Consider the following 21,101-nt stretch of genomic DNA (forward strand, 5'->3'; position numbering starts at 1 on the left):
GAAGGCATTTTAGGAAAAATTGCTGCATTGCCACACGCAGCTTACCTCTGCTCACAAATAGCCCATATGAGAAGGGAGGTCTGAAAGCAGCCTTCTTCCACGAAAAGTCAGCTTCTGTAGAACCATAAAAAAAGGAGCTGCTTGCGCAGCCCCTTGCTTGTTTTCAGGCACAAAGTACTTGAAAAGCCAGTAAATACATGCGCTAAAAGCTCCTGTTTTTAATCCACCATCTTCCAAGGCAGGGCTTCGCCAAAGCGCAGTGGCTTGAGCTGGGCGCCTTCGCCGTATTCAAAGCTCACGGGCGGCGTCCAGCTTTCCTTGACCAGGGTAATGGTATCGGTGTTGCGCGGCAGGCCGTAAAAATCGGCGCCGTTGAAGGAGGCAAAGGCTTCCAGCTTGTCCAGCGCACCGGCGCCGTCGAACACTTCGGCATACATCTCGATGGCCGCATGCGCGCTGTAGCAGCCCGCGCAGCCGGTGGCGGCTTCTTTCAGATGTGCCGCATGCGGTGCGCTGTCGGTACCCAGGAAGAACTTCTTGCTGCCGCTGGTCGCCGCTTGCACCAAGGCCAAGCGGTGGGTTTCGCGCTTCAAAACCGGCAGGCAGTAAAAGTGCGGACGCACGCCGCCCAGGAAGATGGCGTTGCGGTTGAACAGCAGGTGCTGGGGCGTGATGGTGGCAGCCAGAAAGTCATCGGCCGCAGCCACGTACTCGGCCGCTTCCTTGGTCGTCACGTGTTCCATGACGATCTTGAGTTCCGGGAAATCCTTGCGCAATGGCTTGAGTTGCTGCTCGATGAACACGGCTTCGCGGTCAAACAGGTCAATGCTGGGGTCTGTGACTTCACCGTGTACCAGCAGCACCAAGCCTTCGCCCTGCATGGCTTCGAGTGTGGGGTAGATCTTGCGCAGATCGGTCACGCCATGGTCCGAGTTGGTGGTGGCACCGGCGGGGTACAGCTTGCAGGCCACCACACCAGCCGCCTTGGCGCGCACGATTTCGTCGGGCGTGAGGTTGTCCGTCAGGTACAGCGTCATCAGCGGCTGGAACTGGCTACCAGCGGGCACAGCCGACAGAATGCGCTCGCGGTAAGCCACGGCCAGTTCGGCCGTCGTCACGGGCGGCTTGAGGTTGGGCATGATGATGGCGCGGCCCATCTGGCGGGCGCTGTGCGGCACCACGCAGCGCATGGCATCGCCATCGCGCACGTGCAGGTGCCAATCATCGGGGCGGGTAATGGTGAGGGTGGTGGGGGCAGTCATGCCGCTATTGTCCCATTGACTGCCTGCCAGCAGGGCTGCAAATCTTGTGGGCATAATGAGAAACACTCTCATTTAAAAACACAACTCCATGACCAACGAAGTGAACGCTACCCCTGCTTTTGAACGCGTGCGCCACCCTTTCAAGGCCCGCCACCTGCAGCTGCTCTCGCGCGAGCAAATCAGCCCCGGCTTTCTGCGCCTGACCCTGGTGGGCGAACTGCGCGACTTTGCCAGCGCGGGGTTTGACGACCACTTCAAGCTCATCCTGCCGCAAGAAGGTCTGGAAAAGCCCCTGCTGCCCCAGATGGTGGATGGCAAGCCTTTCATCGACGGCCCCCGCCCCACCATGCGCGACTACACCCCGCTGCGCTGGACCACCAACACCCTGACCGTGGACTTTGCCCTGCACGAGCACGGCCCCGCCACCGAATGGGCACGCACGGCACCCATGGGCTGCTGGGTGGGCGTGGCCGGGCCACGCGGCTCCATGGTGATTGCCAAAGACTTTGACTGGTACTGGCTGCTGGCCGACGCCAGCGGCTTGCCTGCCATCGAGCGCGGCTTGGCGCAGCTGCCTGCCACAGCCAAAGTCATGGTGCGCCTGGCCGTGCCCGAAGCCGACCGTCGGCCCCTGCAATCTCCCGCGCAACTGGATGTGCAGTGGGTGGACACATTGACCCGCGCGATGGAAGCATTGCCCCCGGCCGAAGGCCATGGCTTTGTCTGGGCAGCGGGCGAGCACAGCGAAATGGCCGCGCTGCGCAAAATGGCTGTATCCAAGGGCGCCAGCCCCAAGCGCATGCGCATCGCCGCGTACTGGAAGCACGGCGAAGTGGCACACCACGAAGAGTTGGCTGACAAGGAATAACGCCCAGCCCCATGATGCTCAGCCAAAGAAATTCATAGCTACCAGCGCTTGCTGCATCAGCGCTAGCGCCGCTTTTTGTGCTTGGCATGCATACCCCATGCATGCTTGGGGCACGCACTCCCAACAAAAAAAAGCCGCTGACCACAGCGGCTTTTTTATCGGCTCATGCGCGCGGCGGCCTTGCGGGCCGCAGGCCTGGCGTCAGTGCTGCAAAATTTTGCTCAGGAAATCCTTGGTGCGCGGCTGGCGGGCATCGGGGTTGCCAAAGAAATCTTCCTTGGTGCAGTCCTCCAGAATCTTGCCGCCCACGTCCATGAAGATCACGCGGCTGGCCACCTTCTTGGCAAAGCCCATTTCGTGCGTCACGCACATCATGGTCATGCCTTCGTTGGCCAGGCTCACCATCACGTCCAGCACTTCGCCCACCATTTCAGGGTCCAGCGCCGAAGTCGGCTCGTCAAACAGCATCACATTCGGGTCCATGGACAGCGCACGGGCAATCGCCACGCGCTGCTGCTGACCGCCCGAGAGCTGGCCGGGCACCTTGTCCTTGTGCGCCATCAGGCCCACGCGGTCCAGCATCTTCAGGCCACGCACTTTGGCTTCGTCGGGGCTGCGGCCCAGCACCTTGATCTGGGCGATCGTCAGGTTCTCCGTCACCGTCAGGTGGGGAAACAGCTCAAAGTGCTGGAACACCATGCCCACGGTGGAACGCAACTTGGGCAAGTTGGTGTGCTTGGTGTCGTGCACGGCCGTGCCATTCACCCAAATCTCACCCTTTTGGATGGGCTCCAGCGCGTTGATGGTCTTGATCAGCGTGGACTTGCCAGAGCCCGAAGGGCCGCACACCACCACCACTTCACCCTTTTTGATGCGGGTTGAGCAGTCGTTGAGCACCTGGAAGCTGCCATACCACTTGGAGACGTTCTTGAGTTCGATCATGAATAAATCCTCAATCTTTCAGACCGTGCGCATCAACGAATGATGGCGATCTTTTTGTGCAGCCGCTTGACCATATACGACAGGGCAAAGCAGATCACAAAGTAAATAACAGCCGCCGCCAAATACGCTTCCATGGGGCGACCAAAGTTCTTGCCCGCCACTTCAAAGCCCTTGAGCATGTCGTAAGCGCCAATCGCATACACCAGTGAGGTGTCTTGGAACAAGATGATGGTTTGCGTCAGCAGCACGGGCAGCATGTTGCGGAACGCCTGGGGCAAGATGATCAGGCGCATGTTCTGGCCGTAAGTCATGCCCATAGCCTGCCCTGCAAACACCTGTCCCCGTGGAATCGACTGGATGCCCGCGCGCATGATTTCCGAGAAATAGGCGGCCTCAAACGCGATGAAGGTGATGATGGCCGACATTTCGGCACCAATCGGTTTGCCAATGACCAGCGGCACCAGCAAGAAGAACCACAAGATCACCATCACCAACGGAATGGAGCGCATGCCATTGACATAGATGGTGGCAGGCACGACCAGCCATTGCTTGCCAGACAAGCGCATCAGCGCCAGCAAAGTGCCAAAGAAAATACCGCCCAGCGTCGCGATGACGGTCAGCATCAGGCTGAAACCCAGGCCCTTGATCACGAAGTTGCTGATCAAGTCCCAGTTGTAGAAAGACCAATCCAAAGAGAAGTTCATGGTTTAGTGACCTCCCGCTGCAGTGGTTGCCACCAAGCCCGGCACACGGGTGCGCTTTTCAATGAAGGCCATGATGCGATTGATGGTGAAGGCCGACACGATGTACAGGCCGGTCACGGCCAGATAGACCTCAATGCCGCGACCTGTCTCTTCCTGCGCCTGCATGGCGAACATGGTCAACTCGGTCACCGACACGGCAAACGCCACCGACGAGTTCTTGAAGATGTTCATCGTCTCGCTGGTCAGCGGCGGAATGATGATGCGAAACGCATTGGGCAGCAGCACGTAGCGGTAGGTCTGCCAGGTGGTAAAGCCCATGGCCATGCCCGCATAGCGCTGACCACGGGGCAAGGCCTGAATGCCCGAGCGCACTTGCTCGGCAATCCGCGCCGAAGTGAAGAAACCTAAGGCCAACACCACAAGCACAAAGCCCGAGACGGACTTCATCGCCGGGAAGATGGATGGCACCACGTGGTACCAGATAAAAATTTGTACCAGCAATGGAATATTGCGGAAAAACTCCACCCACGCATTGCCCAAACGCACCGTCCAGGGACGGTTTTCCAAGGTACGCAAGGTACCGATCACTACACCAACAGCCAGCGCCAGCAGCAGCGCCAAGATGGACACAGAGACCGTCCAGCCCCAGGCCGACAGCATCCAGTCCAGATAGGTGATGTCGCCGTCCTTGCCAAAACAGCCTTCGCGCACCGTGCGGTCCAGCGTGTCTTCGCAGAACATTTGCCAATCCCAATTCATAGGATTTCCTTCCAATTAACCACCTTACGCCTGTCTCGGACAGGCCCTCCAACGGAAAACGCCCCGGCCCGCAAGATGCAGGTGGGGCGCATCCCGTCGGCAAAAAATTACTTGTTGTAATCTTCCTTAGGCTTGTTGTTGGGGTTGTTCCAAGCATCCTTGGTCGCATCCGACAAAGGCAAGCCTACCGCCACGTTGGCTGGAGGAATCGGCTGGATGAACCACTTGTCCCACAGCTTGGCCAGCGTGCCGTCCTTGACCTGGCGGGCGATGGAATCGTTCACGGCCTTCAGGAAGGCAGGATCGTTCTTGCGCACCATGCAAGCGATTGGCTCGGTAGACAGCGGCTCGCCCACAATCTTGAAGTCCTTGGCGTTCTTGGACTTCGAGATGTTGCCCGCCAGAATCGAGCCGTCCATCACGAACGCATCGGCGCGGCCAGTTTCCAGCAGCAAGAAGCTGTCGGCGTGGTCCTTGCCCATGATGTTCTTGAACTCGATGCCTTCAGCACGCTTGTTCTGGCGCAGCAACTGCACCGAAGTGGTGCCTGTGGTGGTGGCCACGGTCTTGCCATTCAAGTCCTTGACATCGTTGATGCCAGAGTTGGCCTTCACGGCGATGCGCACTTGCTCCACATAGGTGGTGTTGGCGAAATCCACATCCTTTTGACGGTTCAGGTCGTTGGTGGTGGAGCCGCACTCCAGATCCACGGTGCCGTTCACTACCAGCGGAATACGGTTTTGCGACGTCACGGGCTGGTACTTGGCTTGCACCTTAGTGCCCAGCTGCTTGCCAATATCGGCCGTGATGTTTTCAGCCATTTCAGTGTGGAAACCCACGTATTTGCCGTCACCCAAGGTGTAGCCCAGTGCACCCGAAGATTCACGCACGCCCAGCGTCAGGCTGCCAGATGCCTTGACCTTCGCCAAAGTGTCATTGGCTTGCGCCATCGCGCTTCCAGTTGCCAAGGCCAATACGGCGGCTGCCAGCAAATGTTTCTTCATACAGAGCTCCTCAAAGTCAATCTTGTTGAACAAGCAGCCCATCGCTTAACGCATAGGGTCATGCATGATGTACATAATCTGCCACACTTTGTCCGGTATGTGACAGAAATTACCGCCCCTCTCGCATCGCCAAGCGGAATGTCTTCCATCGTAAAAGGTTGAAACCGCTTCCAAGAAAAAGTTTGATGCGTACAAACCCCTAAAAAGCTCCATTTTTTGCACTTATTTGGTGAAAAAGGCAAAAAAAAGCGATGTCCCAGTCCCCCGGGAAATCGCTTCGCAAGAGGGTGCTACCACCCTCTTTGCAATCTCTGTGCCATTTAGTTGGTCTTGCGCTGTTCTTGCTCGGCAGCCAATTGCTGCAAAAAGCTCCATAAGGCCTGCACCACGGTTTTTTGTGCGTCTTTGCCCGTTGGTTTTTCACGGTAGGCCAACACATCCATGGGCAGCTGAAATTTGCTCGACCCTGCGGGCACCGCGCTGACCAGGCGCCCACTGGCCAATTCGTTGCGCACGGCGCTATATGGCAGGAATGCCACGCCATGCCCCTCGATCGCCATGGCTTTCAGGCCTTCGGCCATATCGGTTTCGTACACACGCTCCAGGTGCACCGGCATGTCTGCTTCTTTGAGGAGCAACTCCGTCAAGCGCCCCAAATAGGCTCCAGGCCCATAGGCCAGGAACGGCAAGGGCTCTGCCGCCGTGCCCGGCAGCATGAACAGGGGCTGCCCCTTGGCATCCGGCTTGGCGTAGGGCGCCAGCAGCTCTTCACCCAAACGCACCATTTCATAGCGCGAAGAGTCAAGCTGGAAAGGCTGAGAGCTGTGGTGGTAGGCGATCAGCAAGTCACAGCCGCCTTCCACCAGCCGCATCACGGCATCGTGCACATTCAGCGCAATCAGGCGGCTTTTGAAAGAGCCAAATTGCTCTTGCACCTGCGACACCCACGAGGGGAAGAAGGTAAACGCCAGCGTATGCGGCACGGCGAAGCCCACCATGCCTTTGTCGCTGCTGGAGTGGGCGCGGAGCATGGAGCGGGTGCTTTGCAGCGACTGCAGCATCTCCAGCGCTTGGTCGTACATGGTCTTGCCCGCCGACGTCAGACGCGTAGGGTAAGAGCTGCGATCGACCAAATCGGTACCGGCCCACGCCTCCAGCGCCTGAATACGGCGCGAAAACGCGGGCTGTGTCACATGGCGCAGTTGGGCGGAGCGGCTGAAGCTGCGCGTTTCAGCCAGACTTACAAAGTCTTCAAGCCATTTTGTTTCCATAGCCGTGATTATCGCCTTGCCGGAATCTGACGCCTCAGTAGGTTCCGCATAGTCAATGTAAAAGAAAGCTCCAATAATGCTGCTTGAGCTTGCGCGCCCATCCGTGCCCGAGCTCAGCGTCCGGCTGGCGTGCACAACACAGCCTGCTCCGGAATCGCACTAGCGCCCTCTCTTGCTTCTGTTTTCGATTCCGCGACATGTCCGAACCCACATCCAGCCCGGCCCCTGTGGCCGCAGGCTCTGACGAGCCACGCTCCCTTCGCATTGAAGATTGGCTCACCGTCATCATCATGGCGCTGCTGGCCCTGATCACGTTTGGCAACGTGCTGGTGCGCTATTTCACCGATGCTTCCTTTGCCTGGACGGAAGAAATCTCCATCTTTCTGATGATTTTGCTGGCCATGGTGGCTGGCAGCGCAGCCGTCGCGCGTGATCAGCACATCCGCATTGAATTCCTCACCAGCCGTGGCACTGCAGCCCGAAAAAAGGCGCTAGCGCGCTTGGGCTCTGCGTCCGTAGCTCTACTTTTTGGACTGCTGGTGGTGCTGAGCGCCCGCGTCGTGTGGGACGACTGGCGCTACGAGGAAACCTCACCCGGCATTGGTGTGCCGCAGTGGTGGTACTCCATCTGGTTGCCCATTTGCTCGCTGGCCATCACCGCCCGCGCCATTGGCCTGTTCGTCCGCCAAGGCAAACCCGGCGCGTTGGAGAGCGAAATCATCGAGTCCGCCGAAACCACCAGCAAGGAGCAGCCATGATCGCCACGCTCCTGTTTGTCGCCTTTTTGGTATTGATGTTCTTGGGCGTGCCGATTGGCGCGGCCTTGGGTTTAGCGGGCGCCGCCTGCATTGCGCTGGCCAGTCTGGATACGCAATGGTTCGGCCTGCTGGCCGTGCCGCAAAACTTCTATGCGGGTCTGGGCAAGTACCCGCTCTTGGCCATTCCCATGTTTGTGCTGGTGGGCTCCATCTTTGACCGCTCCGGCGTCGCCGCCCGCTTGGTGAACTTTGCGATTGCCATCGTCGGCCGTGGCGCCGGCATGCTGCCGCTGGTGGCGATTGTGGTGGCCATGTTCTTGGGCGGCATCTCGGGCTCCGGCCCCGCCAATGCGGCGGCTGTGGGCGGCGTGATGATTGCGGCCATGTACCGCGCAGGCTACCCCGGCAGCTTCTCGGCCAGCGTGGTGGGCGCGGCTGCCGCCACCGACATCCTGATTCCGCCTTCGGTGGCCTTCATCATCTACTCGGTGCTGGTGCCCGGCGCCTCGGTGCCGGCGCTGTTTGCCGCGGGCATGGTGCCCGGCATCTTGGCGGGCATTGCCTTGATCGTGCCTGCCGTGTGGATGGCGCGCAAACACAAGATGGGCCACCTGGAAGCCGCGCTGCCCCGGCCCGAACTGTGGAAAAGCTTCAAAGAAGCTATTTGGGGCTTGGCCGCGCCCATATTGATTTTGGGCGGCATGCGCGCCGGCTGGTTCACACCCACCGAAGCCGCGGTAGTGGCCGTGTTCTACGGCCTGTTTGTCGGCATGTGCATCCACCGCACGATTGGCCTGCGCGACCTGTTCACCATCTTGCGCGAAGCCGGTGAGCTGTCGGCCGTGATCATGCTGGTGGTGTCGCTGGCCGGTATTTTTGCCTTCTCGCTGTCCACGCTGGGTGTGATTGATCCGGTGGCCGCTGCCATCGTCAACTCCGGACTGGGTGAATACGGCGTGCTGATGCTGCTGATCCTGCTGCTGATCACCGTGGGCATGTTCCTGGACGGCATCTCCATCTTTCTGATCTTCGTGCCGCTGCTGCTGCCCATCATGCAGCACTACGGCTGGGATCCCGTGTGGTTCGGTGTGATCCTGACGCTGAAGGTGGCCCTGGGCCAGTTCACGCCGCCGTTGGCCGTGAACCTGATGGTGTCCTGCCGCATCGCCGGCGTGCCCATGGAATCCACCGTGCGTTGGGTCATCCCGATGCTGATAGCCATGTTCCTGGTCATGCTGCTGGTGATTGCCTTCCCGCAGCTGGCGCTGTGGCTGCCCGCCAAGCTAGGCTACTGATTTTTCTGAGTGCTTGAAAACTTAAACCCTAAGAGGAGACAAACCATGAAACAGCGCACTTTCCTGACCGTCACGGCAGCCGCCGCCACTTTGCTCACCATGGGCCTGCCTGCCGCCCACGCGCAAGCCAAGTACAAAGACGAATACCGTCTGTCCATCGTGCTGGGTACGGCCTTCCCATGGGGCAAGGGCGCTGAACTGTGGGCCAACAAAGTGCGCGAACGCACCCAGGGCCGTATCAACATCAAGCTGTACCCCGGCACCTCGCTGGTGCAAGGCGACCAAACGCGCGAGTTTAGCGCCATCCGCCAGGGCGTGATCGACATGGCCGTGGGCTCCACCATCAACTGGTCGCCCCAGGTCAAGGCGCTGAACCTGTTCTCGCTGCCCTTCCTGTTCCCCGACTACGCTGCGGTGGATGCCGTGGTGCAAGGCCAAGTGGGCCAAGAAATCTTCAAGACCATCGACAAGGCCGGGGTGCTGCCACTGGCTTGGGGTGAGAACGGCTACCGTGAAATCTCCAACTCCAAGCATGCGATTGCCAAGCCCGAAGACCTGAAAGGCATGAAAATCCGCGTGGTCGGCTCCCCCCTGTTCCTGGACACCTTCACGGCCTTGGGTGCCAACCCCACGCAAATGAGCTGGGCCGATGCCCAGCCCGCCATGGCCAGCGGCGCCGTGGACGGCCAGGAAAACCCCGTGTCCGTGTACATGGCGGCCAAGCTCAACACCGTGGGCCAAAAGCACCTGACGCTGTGGGGCTACATGAACGATCCGCTGATCTACGTGGTGAACAAGGACGTGTGGGCCAGCTGGACCAAGGAAGACCAAGCCATCGTCAAGCAAGCCGCGCTGGATGCTGCCAAAGAGCAAATCGTCATTTCCCGCAAGGGCATGAGCGAAGCCGACAAGCCTTTGGTCAAAGAACTGACCGCCTTGGGCGTGACCGTGACCGACCTGAGCGCCGCGCAACGCAAGGTGTTTGCCGACGCCACCAAGAGCGTCTACACCAAGTGGAAGCCCCAGATCGGCACCAACCTGGTGGACATGGCTGAAAAAGCCATCGCGGAGCGCAAGAAGTAATCAGCATGCCGATTTGCCCCTTCACCAAGGGGCCATCTGCACCAAGGAGCCTTCAGGCTCCTTTTTTTTCAGCCCATGAAATCGAGCGTGCTCCGCAGCGCTGCCCACGTCACGCCGCCGCCCCGCGGCACACACGGCAAGCCAACCCGCGCAGGAACACGTTGCGGATTGGGCACAGTCATTCAAAAAAATAGTAGCTGCCCGCGCAGCACCCATGAGCGATAGGAGCTTTTTTCATTAAAAACCCATAAACCCCCGGCATCAGATTCCATCGCTGCGCCAACAAGGGTATTCACTGATATCCGCTACAGTCACGCGTCTTGCTGGAATGACTCTGGTACTTGTAGCGGCAGCTCTCCTGGCTTTGGTATTGCAACGTGAGCCCCTCGGTGCGCGCTGCGTGTTGTGTCCGCTGGAGAGTTTTCATGTCTGCCGCTTCCTCTGCTTTCGCGCCCATCCATTCCCCCCGGGATACCGTCTTGGACCAGCATTTCGCCGCCTCGGTGCTGGTGACTGTGTACCTGATTGTGGGCTGTGCCTTGGCCATGCTCAGCATCATGGGGCTGTGGATGGCTTCCACGCGCCCGCTGCCCACCACCCTGTCCTTGCTGGCGTATACCTGTGCAGCAGCCATGCTGCTGTGGTGGGGCTGGGGCGCCTGGCTCCTACAACAGCACCAGCGCAAACTCCAGGCCAGTCACCGCCAAGCGGGTGCGTCTGCGCTGCAGCCGGTGGCCACCTGCCCTCCGCCCACCACGGCGTCCACCAGACTGCCACTACAGCAGCGGCCAGTGTCGCTGTTTGGCATGCACCAATAAACACCCGCACAAAAAAGAGCTGCATGCGCTGGCTAAATCAGCGCGGACAGCTCTTTTTGATGGGAATGGCGAAGGCGTGTTCACCCCACATGGGGTTCACCCAGCAAGGCAAAGGCAAACGTTCACACCTGGAATTGCATGCGGGGTATGCCCACACCCTATGCCTGAATCAGCGGCGCATCGCCCATCAACAACTGTTGCTGGCGTGCCGCTTCGTGGCCCTCGCCCAGCAGCAGCACCTGGCGCAGCCCATGGATGATGGTTTGGGCAAAGCCCAAGTCGTTCATCAAGGAGCTGACCGTCAAGCCATCGAGCAAGCCTCCGCGGATCGAGGCAAACAGGTGCTTGCGAAACTGAGCATCAAAAGCGGCCACCGAGGCATCCAGCGCCTGCAGCTCCTGCACCCATTGCGATTCAGGCAGCTCCGACACGCTCAGCACTCGGATGTCTTTCAGGGTTTGCAGCATGTACAAGCGCAGCTCCAGATAGCTGCTGCGCGCGGCGCAGTCATCGGGCTCTTGCAGGTATTTGTACATATTGCGCTGCAGGCGGTGCGCATCCTTTACGGCCTCCACCAGCTGAAACGCCGCCACCTGGCTGTGCTGCCAGAATTCTTGCTGGGCGCTGTCCATCGGCTGCACCATGCTGCCCATGAACTCCAGCAAATCGGCATACACGCCTTTGATGTGGGTTTTGTAGAGCACGTCGGCATTGATCGCCTGCTGCTGCAAACGGCTGCGCAACTCGGGGTCTTCACGCTCCAGCGCAGTGCGCAGCAGCGGCGGGGCATACAGGGCATAAGCCACCACTTCCAGCCCCAGGCGCCCCATATGCTGCAGCTCTTTGGAGACAGCACTGCACGCGCTTTCCACCGTTCGCAGCGACGCGGGTTGCAAATAGCGTGCGCGTGTGGTCTGCACCACCTGCGTGACATCCGCTGCAATCAGTACAGAGGGTTCTTGCGCATCGGGCAGCCAGCGCTCCAGCGCCTTGGCCAGTTGCTGCTGCAGCGGCCAAAACACGCCCACACCCATCACGTTGAACAGGGTGTGGAACATGGCCAGCTGGATCAGCTTGTTGTCTCCCATGCCCATCAACCCTGCCCCCTGCATGACCACCCATGCCATGGGTGACAGCAAGAAAAACGCCAGCACCGCCGTGGTGCAGTTGAACACCACGTGTGCCACCGCCAAACGCTGGCCGCTGCGGGCGCTGCCAATCATGCCCATCACACCGGTCGACACGGCAGAGCCGACGTTGGAGCCAATCGCAATCGACAGCGCCTGCGACAGCTCCAGCTGCTGGCTGGCCAACGCGGCCAGCGTCAGCATCAACGTTGCATGGCTTGATTGCAGCACCACGGTAATCAAGGTGCCTACCCCCACAAAGAGCAAAGCCCCTTGCATGCCCTGGGCGCTGTAGCGATCCAGGCGCAAATCACCAAAGCTGGAAAAGCCTTCCTTGATTTGGTCAATGCCCAAAAAAATCAGTGAAATACCCAGCAAAAAGCGGCCAATGGCTTTGCCTTTGTCGCCCGAGAAGCCCAGCAGCACACCGAACACCAGCAGCGGCATGGCCAACTTGGCCATGCTGATGTTCTGCCCCGCCAAGGCCAGCAGCCAAATGCCGCTGGTCGCCCCCAAATTGGCACCAAACAGCACGGCAATGCTGCCTGCCAGGGAGATCAAACCCGTGCTCAGGAACGCAATTGTCAGCAGCGACACCAGGGTGCTGGACTGCAGCACAAAGGTTGCCGCCGTCCCAAACAGCAGCCCCTTGAACGGTGTGGCCGTGCTTTTGGAAAGCCACTGCTCCAACTTGCCACCGGCCAGACTTTTGAGGCCTTGCTCCAGGCTCTGCATGCCAAACAGAAACAAGGCCAAGCCCGCGCACAGCACCAGCCAGCCTGCGCTGTACCAGAACGACCATGCCAAAGCCGCAAAGGCCAGCACGATGAGGGAATGTTTGGAATAGACGGGGCTGAGCACGTCGCACCTTTGCAATTTTGGGGTGGGGTGATAAAGCGACGCCGCAGCACCACGCTGCGCGTACAGAACGAACCGCTGGGGCCTTTTGAGTTGCCCCCTGCAGCATCACGGCCTGTCCCGGGCGCTCACTCGGGCCATGTGACTGCGCGCGCGGTCGTTAGCACAGCGTCACAAAACCGTGCAGTGTAGGACAGCCCCGTTGTTCCAACCGGGGTAACCAAGGGCGGCCCTCTGAAATGTAACCGTCGATTGCCCTAGCGCCAATCCACGTCCGCGGCGGCAGCGCCCAGCGCTATCCACCACTTTCCGTATCCCCCCACGCACGGTCACGCCGTAGGTGCGGAGTGTGCCCACCAATACACATCCCGCTGTGCCAAGTGCTTGACAAACCAGCACGAAAAAATCAATCCAATCAGGCTTTAGCACAAGTATGGCAAGCGCTTAAAGCTATCAAAAAAATGAATGTACGGCCTATTCCACCACATCGGCACTTTGCTGCAAGGCCCACATTTGGGCATAGCGCCCGCCTTGGGCCAGCAAGTCCGCGTGGGTGCCGCGTTCGATGATGCGCCCGGCCTCCATCACCAAAATCTCATGCGCATCCACCACCGTTGACAGGCGGTGCGCAATCACCAGCGTGGTTTTGCCTTGGGCAGCGCTGGCCAGCTCGTGCTGGATGGCACGCTCCGTCTGGCTGTCCAACGCAGAAGTGGCTTCATCAAAAATCAGCACGGGCGGGTCTTTGAGCAAGGTGCGCGCAATCGCCACACGCTGCTTTTCGCCACCCGAGAGCTTCAAGCCGCGCTCGCCCACCTTGGTGGCATAGCCCTGGGGCGTGGCCGCAATAAAGTCGTGAATGCGCGCAGCCCGGGCCACGGCTTCAATCTGTGCCTGGGTGGCGCCGGGGCGGCCATAGGCAATGTTGTAGGCCACGGTGTCGTTGAACAGCACCGTGTCTTGCGGCACGATGCCAATTGCCTTGCGCACACTGGCCTGCGTGACCGTGCGGATGTCCTGCCCGGCAATGGCAATCTGGCCGCTTTGCACGTCATAAAACCGGTACAGCAATCGCGCCAGCGTGCTTTTGCCGGCGCCCGAAGCGCCCACCACGGCCACGGTTTTACCTGCGGGAATCTCAAAACTCACGCCCTGCAAAATCGGGCGTTCGGGGTCATAGGCAAACTGCACATTCTCAAAACGCACCGTGGGCTGGCCCTGCAGCTGCAAGGGCTGGGCGCCAGGGGGGTCGGCCACCTCGCGCTCTTTGTCCATGAGGGCAAACATGCGCGAGAGGTCGGCCATGCTCTGCTTGATTTCACGGTAGAGCGTGCCCAAAAAGTTCAGCGGAACGTACAGCTGAATCATGAAGGCGTTGACCATGACAAAGTCCCCCAGCGACAACTCACCCGCCACCACACCTTGCGTGGCCCGCCACAGCATGGCCACCAGAGCGGTGGCAATAATGAGTTGCTGGCCGCCATTGAGCAGGCTTAAGCTGCGCTGGCTTTTGAGGCGCACGCGGCGCAATTCCTGCAGGTTCTCGTCGTAGCGGCGTGCTTCAAAGTCTTCGTTGTTGAAGTATTTGACAGTTTCGTAGTTCAGCAGTGCATCCACCGCCTTGGTGTGGGCGGCCGAATCCTGCACATTCGCCGCGCGGCGAAACTGGGTGCGCCACTCGGTGACTTTAACGGTGAAGGTGATGTAGCACACCAGCGCCACAGCAGCGATGGCGGCAAAACCGGCATCAAAGGTGAAGGCCAAAATACCCAGCACCAGCAACATTTCAATCAGCGTGGGCAAGATGCTGTAGAGCGAATACGAGACCAGCGATTCGGTGCTGCGCACGCCGCGTTCAATGTCACGCGTCATGCCTCCGGTTTGCCGCTCTAGGTGGAAACGCAGGCTCAACGCATGCAGATGGCGAAACGTCTCCAGCGCAATCGAACGCGACGCCCCTTGCGTGGCCTTGGCAAACACCAGGTCGCGCAGCTCCGTCAACAGCGAAGTGGAAAAGCGCAGCGCGCCATACGCCAGCAGCAAGCCCACGGGCACCACCAGCAGGGCTGCGCTATCGCCGGGTTGCACATTCAAGGCATCAACCAGCTGTTTGAGCAGCAGCGGCACGCCCACATTGGCCAGCTTGGCCCCCACCATGAATAGCAGCGCCGCCAGCACGCGCCATTTGTATTGCCACAGATAGGGCAGCAACCGGCGCAGGGCCAACCATTCGGCCGCATTAGCCACATTGGAAACTGAGGGTTCTGAAGAAGCTGGTTCGCCACCACGTCGCATAAGAGACAATTCCGCGTTGTTCGTTTTTGTTGCCAGATTGTCTCCCATGCCCCGTCCTTCCGATTTACCCAGCGTTGCATTGCCTACCGATAAGCAGTTGATCCTCAAGGTCGTGCCCATGCCCGGAGATTGCAACGCCAATGGCGATATTTTTGGTGGCTGGGTGATGTCGCAGGTGGACTTGGCGGGCTGCACCTTGGCCATGCGTTTAGCAGGTGGCCGCATGGCGACCGTAGCGGTCAAAGAGTTTGTCTTCAAGCACCCGATCCGAGTGGGTGATGTGGTGTCGCTGTACGGCTGCGTAACCCGCGTGGGGCGCACCTCGGTCACCGTCGATATCGAGGTGTTTGCCGAGCGCATGAGCCGCCAGGGCGAATACGTCAAGGTAACCGAAGCCGTGCTGACCTATGTGGCGATTGATGCCGAAGGCAATCCCCGCCCCATGAACACCCCTGCGCCTGCGGAAGAAGGCCCTACCTCCATCTTGCCCCAGCAAGAAGACTGAAGACTTCAGACTGAAAGCGCGCTGCACCCGGCTTCAGCCTTTCAGAAACGCCAAAGCCCAGACGCAGTGGCGCTGGGCTTTTTTTGCTGCGCATGCAACGGCGCTTGCGCGCCGCCGCACTCACGCAGCCGCGATGGCTACAGCAGCGCTGCTGGCTGGGGCAGTTTTGCTGCTGCGCGCGCCCACACCCACTTCAATTTCCCCAGAGAGCTGGCCGCCCTCTTCAATCACAATCTTGCCGTAGCGAATCTTGCCGCTGACCTTGCCGGTGCTGTGAATCACCAGCTTTTGGCGCACGGTGAGCGATCCGGCAAACTCACCGTGAATCTCGGCGATGTCAATCTCGGCAGAGCCGTGGAATGCCCCCTGCTGCGCAATGTGAATCACGCGCGAGTCCATCGTTGCCTCGACCGTGCCCTCCACCACCAGGGTGTCGCAATCGGTGATCTCCACGCCTTTGAGCTTAATGTTGGGGCCCACTGTCAGCTTGCTGCCGCCCTGCTCGGTCGTTGTGGCAGGTACCGTACTGGCTGTGCTGGCACTGTTTTCTACGGCGCGCGCGCTGGCAGCGGATTCACTGCTGGCGGCCGTGGTGCTGCTGGATAGGCCTCCCAACGAACTGCCGGGACGGGTCGAAAATGTTTGCGGCTCACGCTTGGTAAAAAAGGGGCTGTTCACGGCCATGCATCCTCCAGATAGAAAGCCTTGAGCTTAGAAAGCCAAGGCCCATCCCCACACCCTCGTTTCGCAACAAGCGTAAGCAAAGACTTCGGTTGTGGCGTCTGCTTACGCCTGTTGCCTGCACATACAACCAGCGCCGCATGCAGCGCCCTGCCAAGCGCACTCGCTACAAAAAACGTATCAAGACGTGATGTAGGCTGCCATGCCCGCTGCCAGCACTTCCCCTTGCTCGCTCAAAAATTCCATGCGCGTGGTGGCCACGCGCGAGCCCAGCCGCAGCACTTCAGCCCGCACGCTGAAGCGCTCACCAATGCCGGGGCGCATATAGTCGACGCGCAAATCAATCGTCCCCAGCTTGGCAAAACGCTCGGCACGTTTCATCGGGGGCTCGTCCATGTGTTTGGCACTGATGGCACTCATCACCGCAATGCCCGCCATCGCATCCAGCGCCGCGCTGATCACGCCGCCATGAATACGCTGGTAGGTGGCGTGCCCCACCAACTCAGACTTCATCTCCAGCGTGGCCGTGGCCACCGTGGCGTTGGCGCTTTCCAGCTTGAGCCCCAGCACCTTGTTGAAAGGAATGAATTCTTCGGTCACATGCTTGAGCACCGCCATGAATTCGGGCTCAAACTGAAAGTCCGCTGCAGGCACCGTTCGTTGGTGGGACATAGGCAATCAACAAAAAAGTGAGCTGCCAGCGCTTTTAAACCATTGATTTCCAAAACAAAAGTATCGGGAATCTAAGTAAATAAAGCGCTAGCAGCTCTAGTTTTTAAGAAAAAAGATTTTCTCTTTGAACAAAAACGCGCTCCCGCTGCGCGCTAACGGTCTACATACGCAGACCTACCAACTTCAGCAGTTGCTGAAGTTGGGCTTACGCTTTTCCATGAAGGCGGTGAAGGCTTCGCGGGCTGCGGGCTGGGTCAGCATGCTGCCAAAGCTTTGGCCTTCTTCGGCCATCTTGGCCTTGACCTCATCGCGCTGGCCGCCCTTCATCAAACGCTTGGTTTCCACCAAGGCTGACAAGGGTTTGGCGGCCAGCTTGGCGGCCTGCGCCTGTGCCACACCATTCACTTCGGTAGGCGGCACCACGCGGTTGACCAGGCCCACTTCCAAGGCGGCTTCCGCCATAAAAGGCTCACCCAGCAGCAGCGCTTCTGCTGCGCGCTGGTAGCCCATCAAGCGGGGCAGCAGCAGGCTGGATGCCGCCTCAGGGCACAGGCCCAGGTTCACAAACGGCATGGAAAACGCTGCGTTGTCGCCCGCATACACCAGGTCGCAGTGCAGCAGCATGGTGGTACCGATCCCCACAGCGGGGCCGGCCACGGCGGCGATCAGCGGTTTGGGAAAGTCTGCCAAGGCATGCAAAAACTGAAACACCGGGCTTTGCTGGGGCAGGCCATCGTTGCCGCTTTGGCGCGCCAAGAAGTCGCCAATGTCGTTGCCGGCGCTGAACACGGTGGCATCGCCTTGCAGCACCACCACGCGCACGCCAGCATCGTCGACGGCGCTGGTCAATGCAGCAGCCATCGCGGCATACATGGCTTGGGTGATGGAATTTTTTTTCTCCACGCGGTTGAGCGTGATGGTGCGCACACCGGCTTCGGTGTGCACCAGGATGTCTTGCTGGGTGGTGTCTGTCATGGGTTTTCCTGCAAAAAAAGAGCAGACGCGCGCTCAGCCAGCGGCGGTGCAAGGCACCGCTACCGGCCTTGGCGCACGGCCTTACTCTTTGTAATAAACAATTTGGTGGCTGGTGGCCAGCAAGCTGCCTTCGGCATCCCACAGCTGAGCGGTCTGGTCGAAGTAGCCATTGCGAAAAGCCTGCGCACTGGCCTGCGCCAGCAGGTGGCGATCACCTTGGCGCGCCAATTGCGCGGCGTCAGCGTGGAAATATACGGTCATCCCGACCGTCCCCGCCGGAACCCGGCGTGCACGGCGCAGCCACACACGGGGGAAAAACACATCACACAGTGCTGCCAGCGCCGCAAAGTCCAGCGCGCGCGCAGGTTCATCGCGCACCCACAGCTGGGACAGGGTTTCATGCTCGCTGTCATCCCATGTTTTGGGGATGGCACCTTGCACCACACGCATGTCATAGCGCTGCAGCCACTCCATCGCACCGCGCGTGTCAAACCGCTCGCAGCGTTCGGGGGCTGGCATGGCCGGATGGGGCACATCATCTTGGCTGAAGGTAGCGCGGCGCACGGCCGTAATCACGGTGGCGGTGGTGGACACCAGAAATTCACCTTGCGCATTGGTCTGGCCCATGACCACTGTCCAGTGCTGGGTCGAGCGGTTGGTGCGCACCGGTACGGCTTCAATGCGCAGATCACCAGCTTCTACCGGGCCTGCGAAGTTGACGGTGAGGGAGATGGGCTCACCCAGCAAAGCGGGGTGCTGCAGCACGGCTTGCAGCATCTGCGCGGCGGTGATACCCCCGTAGGGGCCCACCATGTTCCAGTACGCAGCAGGCGCCTGGGCTTGCACGCAGCCGTCGGGCAGCGGCGTCATGCACAACGCGACATCCAGGGGGTGAAGGCCAGTCACTGCATCCTTGTGAGAATCTTGAGGGGCGCTCATATCATGGGTTCTCCGAGAAAAGCTCACCTTGCCCGGGCTGGTTATCCAAAGCCCCGGTGCTCCGTGCCATCTTAGAGAATGTAGAGCTTGTGCCTGCAGATGGCTGACCCTTAGGCGTCAGCTGGCTTTCCCCGCAACGCCAACGCTCTAGCACCGCCAAGGCACGTGGCCACAGGCAAGACGCCATCTCGGCACGGAAAAACCCAAAATGGCCAATACGGCGGCCCGGCACCTCCAGCATGCGCAGGCGCTCCATCGTTTGGGGACAGTTGCGGTACCAACTGACCAGCGATGCGGTCGAGCGCCAGGACATCATTTCATCGTCTTCTACCGAAAACGCATGCACGGGGTAGCGTGCAGCGGCGTACGCTGTGCGCAGCACTTCTCCTTCGACGCCAATGCCGTAGTTGGGGTGCATGCACCACGCCCGCCACTGCCACACCACGCCCGCCGGCAAGTCCCCCACCAGCCCCCATTTTTTACCGGGAAAGCAGCCGTACAACGTCGTCACCACGGGGGCAATCACATGCCACCACAGCAGCACTTTGCGGCGTGTGGGCGGCGCGTTGTCGCGCCAGTAACCGCTGCCACTGGCAATCGCCAGCATGCCGTCAATCGGCATATGGCTGCCATGAATGCCTGGCAACTGCGCACCCACGCTGTGCCCGATCCAGTACAGCGGCACCCCGGGCATGTGCTGGCGCTGGTGCTGTGCGACAGCAGCACAGTCGGCAGCCCAGTCGAGTAAATTTGCTTGCGCCTGTTTCAACGGCCCCTGCAAAGACTCTGCATGACCACGGTAATCAAAGGTGGTGACGGCATAGCCATGGGCAGCCAACCATTGGGCCAGCGGTGTGTAAAACCGCTGCGGCACCCCCACCGCCGCAGCGATGATGACCTGCCCGAGCACTTGCTGATCAACAGGCTGGCAGTGGCGCAAGGCCAATGGCCCCGCAGCCCCTGCCACCTCCAACGCAGACGCTTGCCAGCGCACCTCGACACCCTGGCTGGCTGTGCGTGCGTCTGCCATGGTTTACACGCGCTCGAAGATGCCGGCAGCGCCCTGCCCCGTGCCTACGCACATGGTCACCATGCCGTACTTCAGGTTGTGGCGGCGCAGCGCATGCACCACCGTGGCAGCACGGATAGCGCCGGTCGCACCCAAGGGGTGGCCCAGCGCAATCGCGCCACCCATGGGATTGACCTTGGCCGGGTCCAGACCCAGCGTGTTCATCACCGCCAGCGACTGGGCCGCGAAGGCTTCGTTCAACTCGTACCAGTCGATGTCTTGCGAATTAATCCCTGCGTAGCGCAGCGCAGCAGGAATCGCCTCAATCGGGCCAATGCCCATGATTTCCGGCGGTACGCCACGGGCGGCAAAGCTCACAAAGCGCGCCAGCGGCGTCAGGCCAAACTGCTTGACGGCTTTTTCGCTGGCCAAAATCAAGGCGCCGGCGCCGTCACTGGTCTGCGAGGAATTACCCGCCGTGACCGAACCGCGCGCCGCAAACACCGGCTTGAGCTTGCCCAAGGCTTCCAGCGTGGTGTCCGGGCGGGGGCCTTCGTCCAGGTTCACGGTGCGGGTCTTGGTGATGACCTCACCGTTGGCCAGATTCGGGAAACGCTCGACGATGTCGAAGGGCGTGATTTCGTCGGTGAACTCGCCCGCCTGCTGGGCCTTCACGGCACGCAGGTGCGACTCCAGCGCAAACGCGTCCTGCTGCTCGCGCGTTACCTTCCATTGCTGGGCCACCTTCTCGGCCGTCAAACCCATGCCGTAGGCAATGCCCACGTCTTCGTCCCGCGCAAATACCGCAGGGTTGAACGAGGGCTTGTTGCCGCCCATGGGCACCATGCTCATGGACTCGGCACCGCCCGCGATCAGCACATCGGCTTCACCGATGCGGATGCGATCGGCCGCCATCTGGATGGCCGAGATGCCAGAGGCACAAAAGCGGTTCACGGTGATACCGCCCACAGGGTGGTTGAACGCCAACCCCATGGCGATGCGCGCCATGTTCATGCCTTGCTCGCCTTCGGGGAAGGAGCAGCCAATGATGGAGTCTTCAATCGCCTTGGGGTCCAGCGTGGGCACTTGCAGCATGGCCGACTTGATCGCGGCCACCAGCAGGTCATCAGGGCGGGTATTTTTGAAATAACCGCGGCCCGAACGACCGATGGGCGTGCGTGTGGCGGCAACGATGTACGCGTCTTGTACTTGTTTCATTTTTGATCTTTCAGAAATTCGTTTGAAAGACACTGCGTTCGCGGCTGAGGAAGCGTCG

General features: G+C 60.1%; 20 protein-coding genes. 6 read left to right on the forward strand and 14 right to left on the reverse strand.

The window, feature by feature from the left end:
• Nucleotides 1–218: 218 nt before the first annotated feature.
• Nucleotides 219–1,262: a dihydroorotase gene (gene pyrC, locus B3R00_RS07190; RefSeq protein WP_286998336.1), complete on the reverse strand. Its 1,044-nt coding sequence runs from the start codon at nucleotides 1,260–1,262 to the stop codon at nucleotides 219–221.
• A gap of 88 nt (nucleotides 1,263–1,350) precedes the next feature.
• On the opposite strand from pyrC, the gene B3R00_RS07195 reads away from it, so the two are divergent.
• Complete coding sequence (locus B3R00_RS07195) at nucleotides 1,351–2,130, forward strand: siderophore-interacting protein (protein WP_286998338.1); 780 nt, start codon at nucleotides 1,351–1,353, stop codon at nucleotides 2,128–2,130.
• A 201-nt stretch (nucleotides 2,131–2,331) separates the two neighbouring features.
• Here the strand turns inward: B3R00_RS07195 and B3R00_RS07200 are convergent, their stop codons facing one another.
• The 5 genes from B3R00_RS07200 to B3R00_RS07220 all read right to left on the reverse strand — a co-directional run bounded on the left by B3R00_RS07200 (nucleotide 2,332) and on the right by B3R00_RS07220 (nucleotide 6,810).
• Complete coding sequence (locus tag B3R00_RS07200; protein WP_284213095.1) at nucleotides 2,332–3,072, reverse strand: amino acid ABC transporter ATP-binding protein; 741 nt, start codon at nucleotides 3,070–3,072, stop codon at nucleotides 2,332–2,334.
• Nucleotides 3,073–3,104: 32 nt separating this feature from the next.
• Nucleotides 3,105–3,776: an amino acid ABC transporter permease gene (locus B3R00_RS07205; protein ID WP_174862452.1), complete on the reverse strand. Its 672-nt coding sequence runs from the start codon at nucleotides 3,774–3,776 to the stop codon at nucleotides 3,105–3,107.
• A gap of 3 nt (nucleotides 3,777–3,779) precedes the next feature.
• Nucleotides 3,780–4,535 carry an amino acid ABC transporter permease gene (locus B3R00_RS07210; protein WP_174862451.1) on the reverse strand — a complete coding sequence of 252 codons (756 nt, stop codon included), beginning with the start codon at nucleotides 4,533–4,535 and terminating at the stop codon, nucleotides 3,780–3,782.
• Between the two features lie 107 nt (nucleotides 4,536–4,642).
• Nucleotides 4,643–5,539, reverse strand: a complete 897-nt coding sequence (locus tag B3R00_RS07215; RefSeq protein WP_286998341.1) for an amino acid ABC transporter substrate-binding protein — start codon at nucleotides 5,537–5,539, stop codon at nucleotides 4,643–4,645.
• A 320-nt stretch (nucleotides 5,540–5,859) separates the two neighbouring features.
• Nucleotides 5,860–6,810 carry a LysR substrate-binding domain-containing protein gene (locus tag B3R00_RS07220; RefSeq protein WP_286998343.1) on the reverse strand — a complete coding sequence of 317 codons (951 nt, stop codon included), beginning with the start codon at nucleotides 6,808–6,810 and terminating at the stop codon, nucleotides 5,860–5,862.
• A 197-nt stretch (nucleotides 6,811–7,007) separates the two neighbouring features.
• Here B3R00_RS07220 and B3R00_RS07225 point away from each other — a divergent pair, with 197 nt between their 5' ends.
• The 4 genes from B3R00_RS07225 to B3R00_RS07240 all read left to right on the forward strand — a co-directional run bounded on the left by B3R00_RS07225 (nucleotide 7,008) and on the right by B3R00_RS07240 (nucleotide 10,764).
• Complete coding sequence (locus tag B3R00_RS07225; protein WP_286998344.1) at nucleotides 7,008–7,568, forward strand: TRAP transporter small permease; 561 nt, start codon at nucleotides 7,008–7,010, stop codon at nucleotides 7,566–7,568.
• Nucleotides 7,565–8,863 (forward strand): TRAP transporter large permease, encoded by a 1,299-nt coding sequence (locus B3R00_RS07230; RefSeq protein WP_286998346.1) that lies wholly within the window; start codon nucleotides 7,565–7,567, stop codon nucleotides 8,861–8,863. Before B3R00_RS07225 ends, B3R00_RS07230 begins: the two co-directional genes overlap by 4 nt.
• Before the next feature lie 45 nt (nucleotides 8,864–8,908).
• On the forward strand, nucleotides 8,909–9,946 hold the full coding sequence (locus tag B3R00_RS07235) for a DctP family TRAP transporter solute-binding subunit (protein ID WP_286998348.1): 1,038 nt from the start codon (nucleotides 8,909–8,911) through the stop codon (nucleotides 9,944–9,946).
• Between the two features lie 425 nt (nucleotides 9,947–10,371).
• Nucleotides 10,372–10,764: a hypothetical protein gene (locus B3R00_RS07240; protein ID WP_286998350.1), complete on the forward strand. Its 393-nt coding sequence runs from the start codon at nucleotides 10,372–10,374 to the stop codon at nucleotides 10,762–10,764.
• A 158-nt stretch (nucleotides 10,765–10,922) separates the two neighbouring features.
• Here the strand turns inward: B3R00_RS07240 and B3R00_RS07245 are convergent, their stop codons facing one another.
• Nucleotides 10,923–12,752: a Na/Pi cotransporter family protein gene (locus B3R00_RS07245; RefSeq protein ID WP_286998351.1), complete on the reverse strand. Its 1,830-nt coding sequence runs from the start codon at nucleotides 12,750–12,752 to the stop codon at nucleotides 10,923–10,925.
• Between the two features lie 471 nt (nucleotides 12,753–13,223).
• Nucleotides 13,224–15,044 carry an ABCB family ABC transporter ATP-binding protein/permease gene (locus B3R00_RS07250; RefSeq protein ID WP_286998352.1) on the reverse strand — a complete coding sequence of 607 codons (1,821 nt, stop codon included), beginning with the start codon at nucleotides 15,042–15,044 and terminating at the stop codon, nucleotides 13,224–13,226.
• A 46-nt stretch (nucleotides 15,045–15,090) separates the two neighbouring features.
• Between B3R00_RS07250 and B3R00_RS07255 the strand changes: the two genes are divergently transcribed.
• Nucleotides 15,091–15,549, forward strand: a complete 459-nt coding sequence (locus B3R00_RS07255) for an acyl-CoA thioesterase (protein WP_219162798.1) — start codon at nucleotides 15,091–15,093, stop codon at nucleotides 15,547–15,549.
• A 120-nt stretch (nucleotides 15,550–15,669) separates the two neighbouring features.
• On the opposite strand, the gene B3R00_RS07260 is transcribed toward B3R00_RS07255, so the two are convergent.
• The 6 genes from B3R00_RS07260 to B3R00_RS07285 all read right to left on the reverse strand — a co-directional run bounded on the left by B3R00_RS07260 (nucleotide 15,670) and on the right by B3R00_RS07285 (nucleotide 21,043).
• The gene (locus B3R00_RS07260; protein WP_286998353.1) at nucleotides 15,670–16,233 is read right to left on the reverse strand and encodes a bactofilin family protein; all 564 of its coding nucleotides are present in this window, start codon (nucleotides 16,231–16,233) and stop codon (nucleotides 15,670–15,672) included.
• 177 nt (nucleotides 16,234–16,410) lie between these two features.
• On the reverse strand, nucleotides 16,411–16,902 hold the full coding sequence (locus tag B3R00_RS07265; protein ID WP_286998354.1) for a thioesterase family protein: 492 nt from the start codon (nucleotides 16,900–16,902) through the stop codon (nucleotides 16,411–16,413).
• A gap of 183 nt (nucleotides 16,903–17,085) precedes the next feature.
• Nucleotides 17,086–17,877, reverse strand: a complete 792-nt coding sequence (locus B3R00_RS07270) for an enoyl-CoA hydratase (protein ID WP_219162801.1) — start codon at nucleotides 17,875–17,877, stop codon at nucleotides 17,086–17,088.
• 81 nt (nucleotides 17,878–17,958) lie between these two features.
• Nucleotides 17,959–18,816: an acyl-CoA thioesterase gene (locus B3R00_RS07275; RefSeq protein WP_376747612.1), complete on the reverse strand. Its 858-nt coding sequence runs from the start codon at nucleotides 18,814–18,816 to the stop codon at nucleotides 17,959–17,961.
• 1 nt (nucleotide 18,817) lies between these two features.
• Complete coding sequence (locus B3R00_RS07280) at nucleotides 18,818–19,846, reverse strand: alpha/beta fold hydrolase (RefSeq protein ID WP_286998356.1); 1,029 nt, start codon at nucleotides 19,844–19,846, stop codon at nucleotides 18,818–18,820.
• Between the two features lie 3 nt (nucleotides 19,847–19,849).
• Nucleotides 19,850–21,043: an acetyl-CoA C-acyltransferase gene (locus tag B3R00_RS07285; RefSeq protein WP_286998358.1), complete on the reverse strand. Its 1,194-nt coding sequence runs from the start codon at nucleotides 21,041–21,043 to the stop codon at nucleotides 19,850–19,852.
• Nucleotides 21,044–21,101 lie beyond the last annotated feature (58 nt).

This window comes from Comamonas sp. UBA7840, from assembly GCF_002501455.1.
In the GTDB taxonomy this organism is placed as follows: domain Bacteria; phylum Pseudomonadota; class Gammaproteobacteria; order Burkholderiales; family Burkholderiaceae_C; genus Comamonas; species Comamonas jiangduensis.

Excerpts from the sequence above, each read along its gene's own strand:
- B3R00_RS07200 (WP_284213095.1), bottom strand. The coding sequence starts at position 3,072 with ATGATCGAACTCAAGAACGTCTCCAAGTGGTATGGCAGCTTCCAGGTG.
- B3R00_RS07220 (WP_286998343.1), bottom strand. The coding sequence starts at position 6,810 with ATGGAAACAAAATGGCTTGAAGACTTTGTAAGTCTGGCTGAAACGCGC.
- B3R00_RS07195 (WP_286998338.1), top strand. The coding sequence starts at position 1,351 with ATGACCAACGAAGTGAACGCTACCCCTGCTTTTGAACGCGTGCGCCAC.
- B3R00_RS07270 (WP_219162801.1), bottom strand. The coding sequence starts at position 17,877 with ATGACAGACACCACCCAGCAAGACATCCTGGTGCACACCGAAGCCGGT.
- B3R00_RS07250 (WP_286998352.1), bottom strand. The coding sequence starts at position 15,044 with ATGCGACGTGGTGGCGAACCAGCTTCTTCAGAACCCTCAGTTTCCAAT.
- B3R00_RS07230 (WP_286998346.1), top strand. The coding sequence starts at position 7,565 with ATGATCGCCACGCTCCTGTTTGTCGCCTTTTTGGTATTGATGTTCTTG.
- B3R00_RS07235 (WP_286998348.1), top strand. The coding sequence starts at position 8,909 with ATGAAACAGCGCACTTTCCTGACCGTCACGGCAGCCGCCGCCACTTTG.
- B3R00_RS07240 (WP_286998350.1), top strand. The coding sequence starts at position 10,372 with ATGTCTGCCGCTTCCTCTGCTTTCGCGCCCATCCATTCCCCCCGGGAT.
- B3R00_RS07260 (WP_286998353.1), bottom strand. The coding sequence starts at position 16,233 with ATGGCCGTGAACAGCCCCTTTTTTACCAAGCGTGAGCCGCAAACATTT.
- B3R00_RS07275 (WP_376747612.1), bottom strand. The coding sequence starts at position 18,816 with ATGAGCGCCCCTCAAGATTCTCACAAGGATGCAGTGACTGGCCTTCAC.
- B3R00_RS07265 (WP_286998354.1), bottom strand. The coding sequence starts at position 16,902 with ATGTCCCACCAACGAACGGTGCCTGCAGCGGACTTTCAGTTTGAGCCC.
- B3R00_RS07280 (WP_286998356.1), bottom strand. The coding sequence starts at position 19,846 with ATGGCAGACGCACGCACAGCCAGCCAGGGTGTCGAGGTGCGCTGGCAA.
- B3R00_RS07255 (WP_219162798.1), top strand. The coding sequence starts at position 15,091 with ATGCCCCGTCCTTCCGATTTACCCAGCGTTGCATTGCCTACCGATAAG.
- B3R00_RS07225 (WP_286998344.1), top strand. The coding sequence starts at position 7,008 with ATGTCCGAACCCACATCCAGCCCGGCCCCTGTGGCCGCAGGCTCTGAC.
- B3R00_RS07215 (WP_286998341.1), bottom strand. The coding sequence starts at position 5,539 with ATGAAGAAACATTTGCTGGCAGCCGCCGTATTGGCCTTGGCAACTGGA.
- B3R00_RS07285 (WP_286998358.1), bottom strand. The coding sequence starts at position 21,043 with ATGAAACAAGTACAAGACGCGTACATCGTTGCCGCCACACGCACGCCC.
- pyrC (WP_286998336.1), bottom strand. The coding sequence starts at position 1,262 with ATGACTGCCCCCACCACCCTCACCATTACCCGCCCCGATGATTGGCAC.
- B3R00_RS07205 (WP_174862452.1), bottom strand. The coding sequence starts at position 3,776 with ATGAACTTCTCTTTGGATTGGTCTTTCTACAACTGGGACTTGATCAGC.
- B3R00_RS07210 (WP_174862451.1), bottom strand. The coding sequence starts at position 4,535 with ATGAATTGGGATTGGCAAATGTTCTGCGAAGACACGCTGGACCGCACG.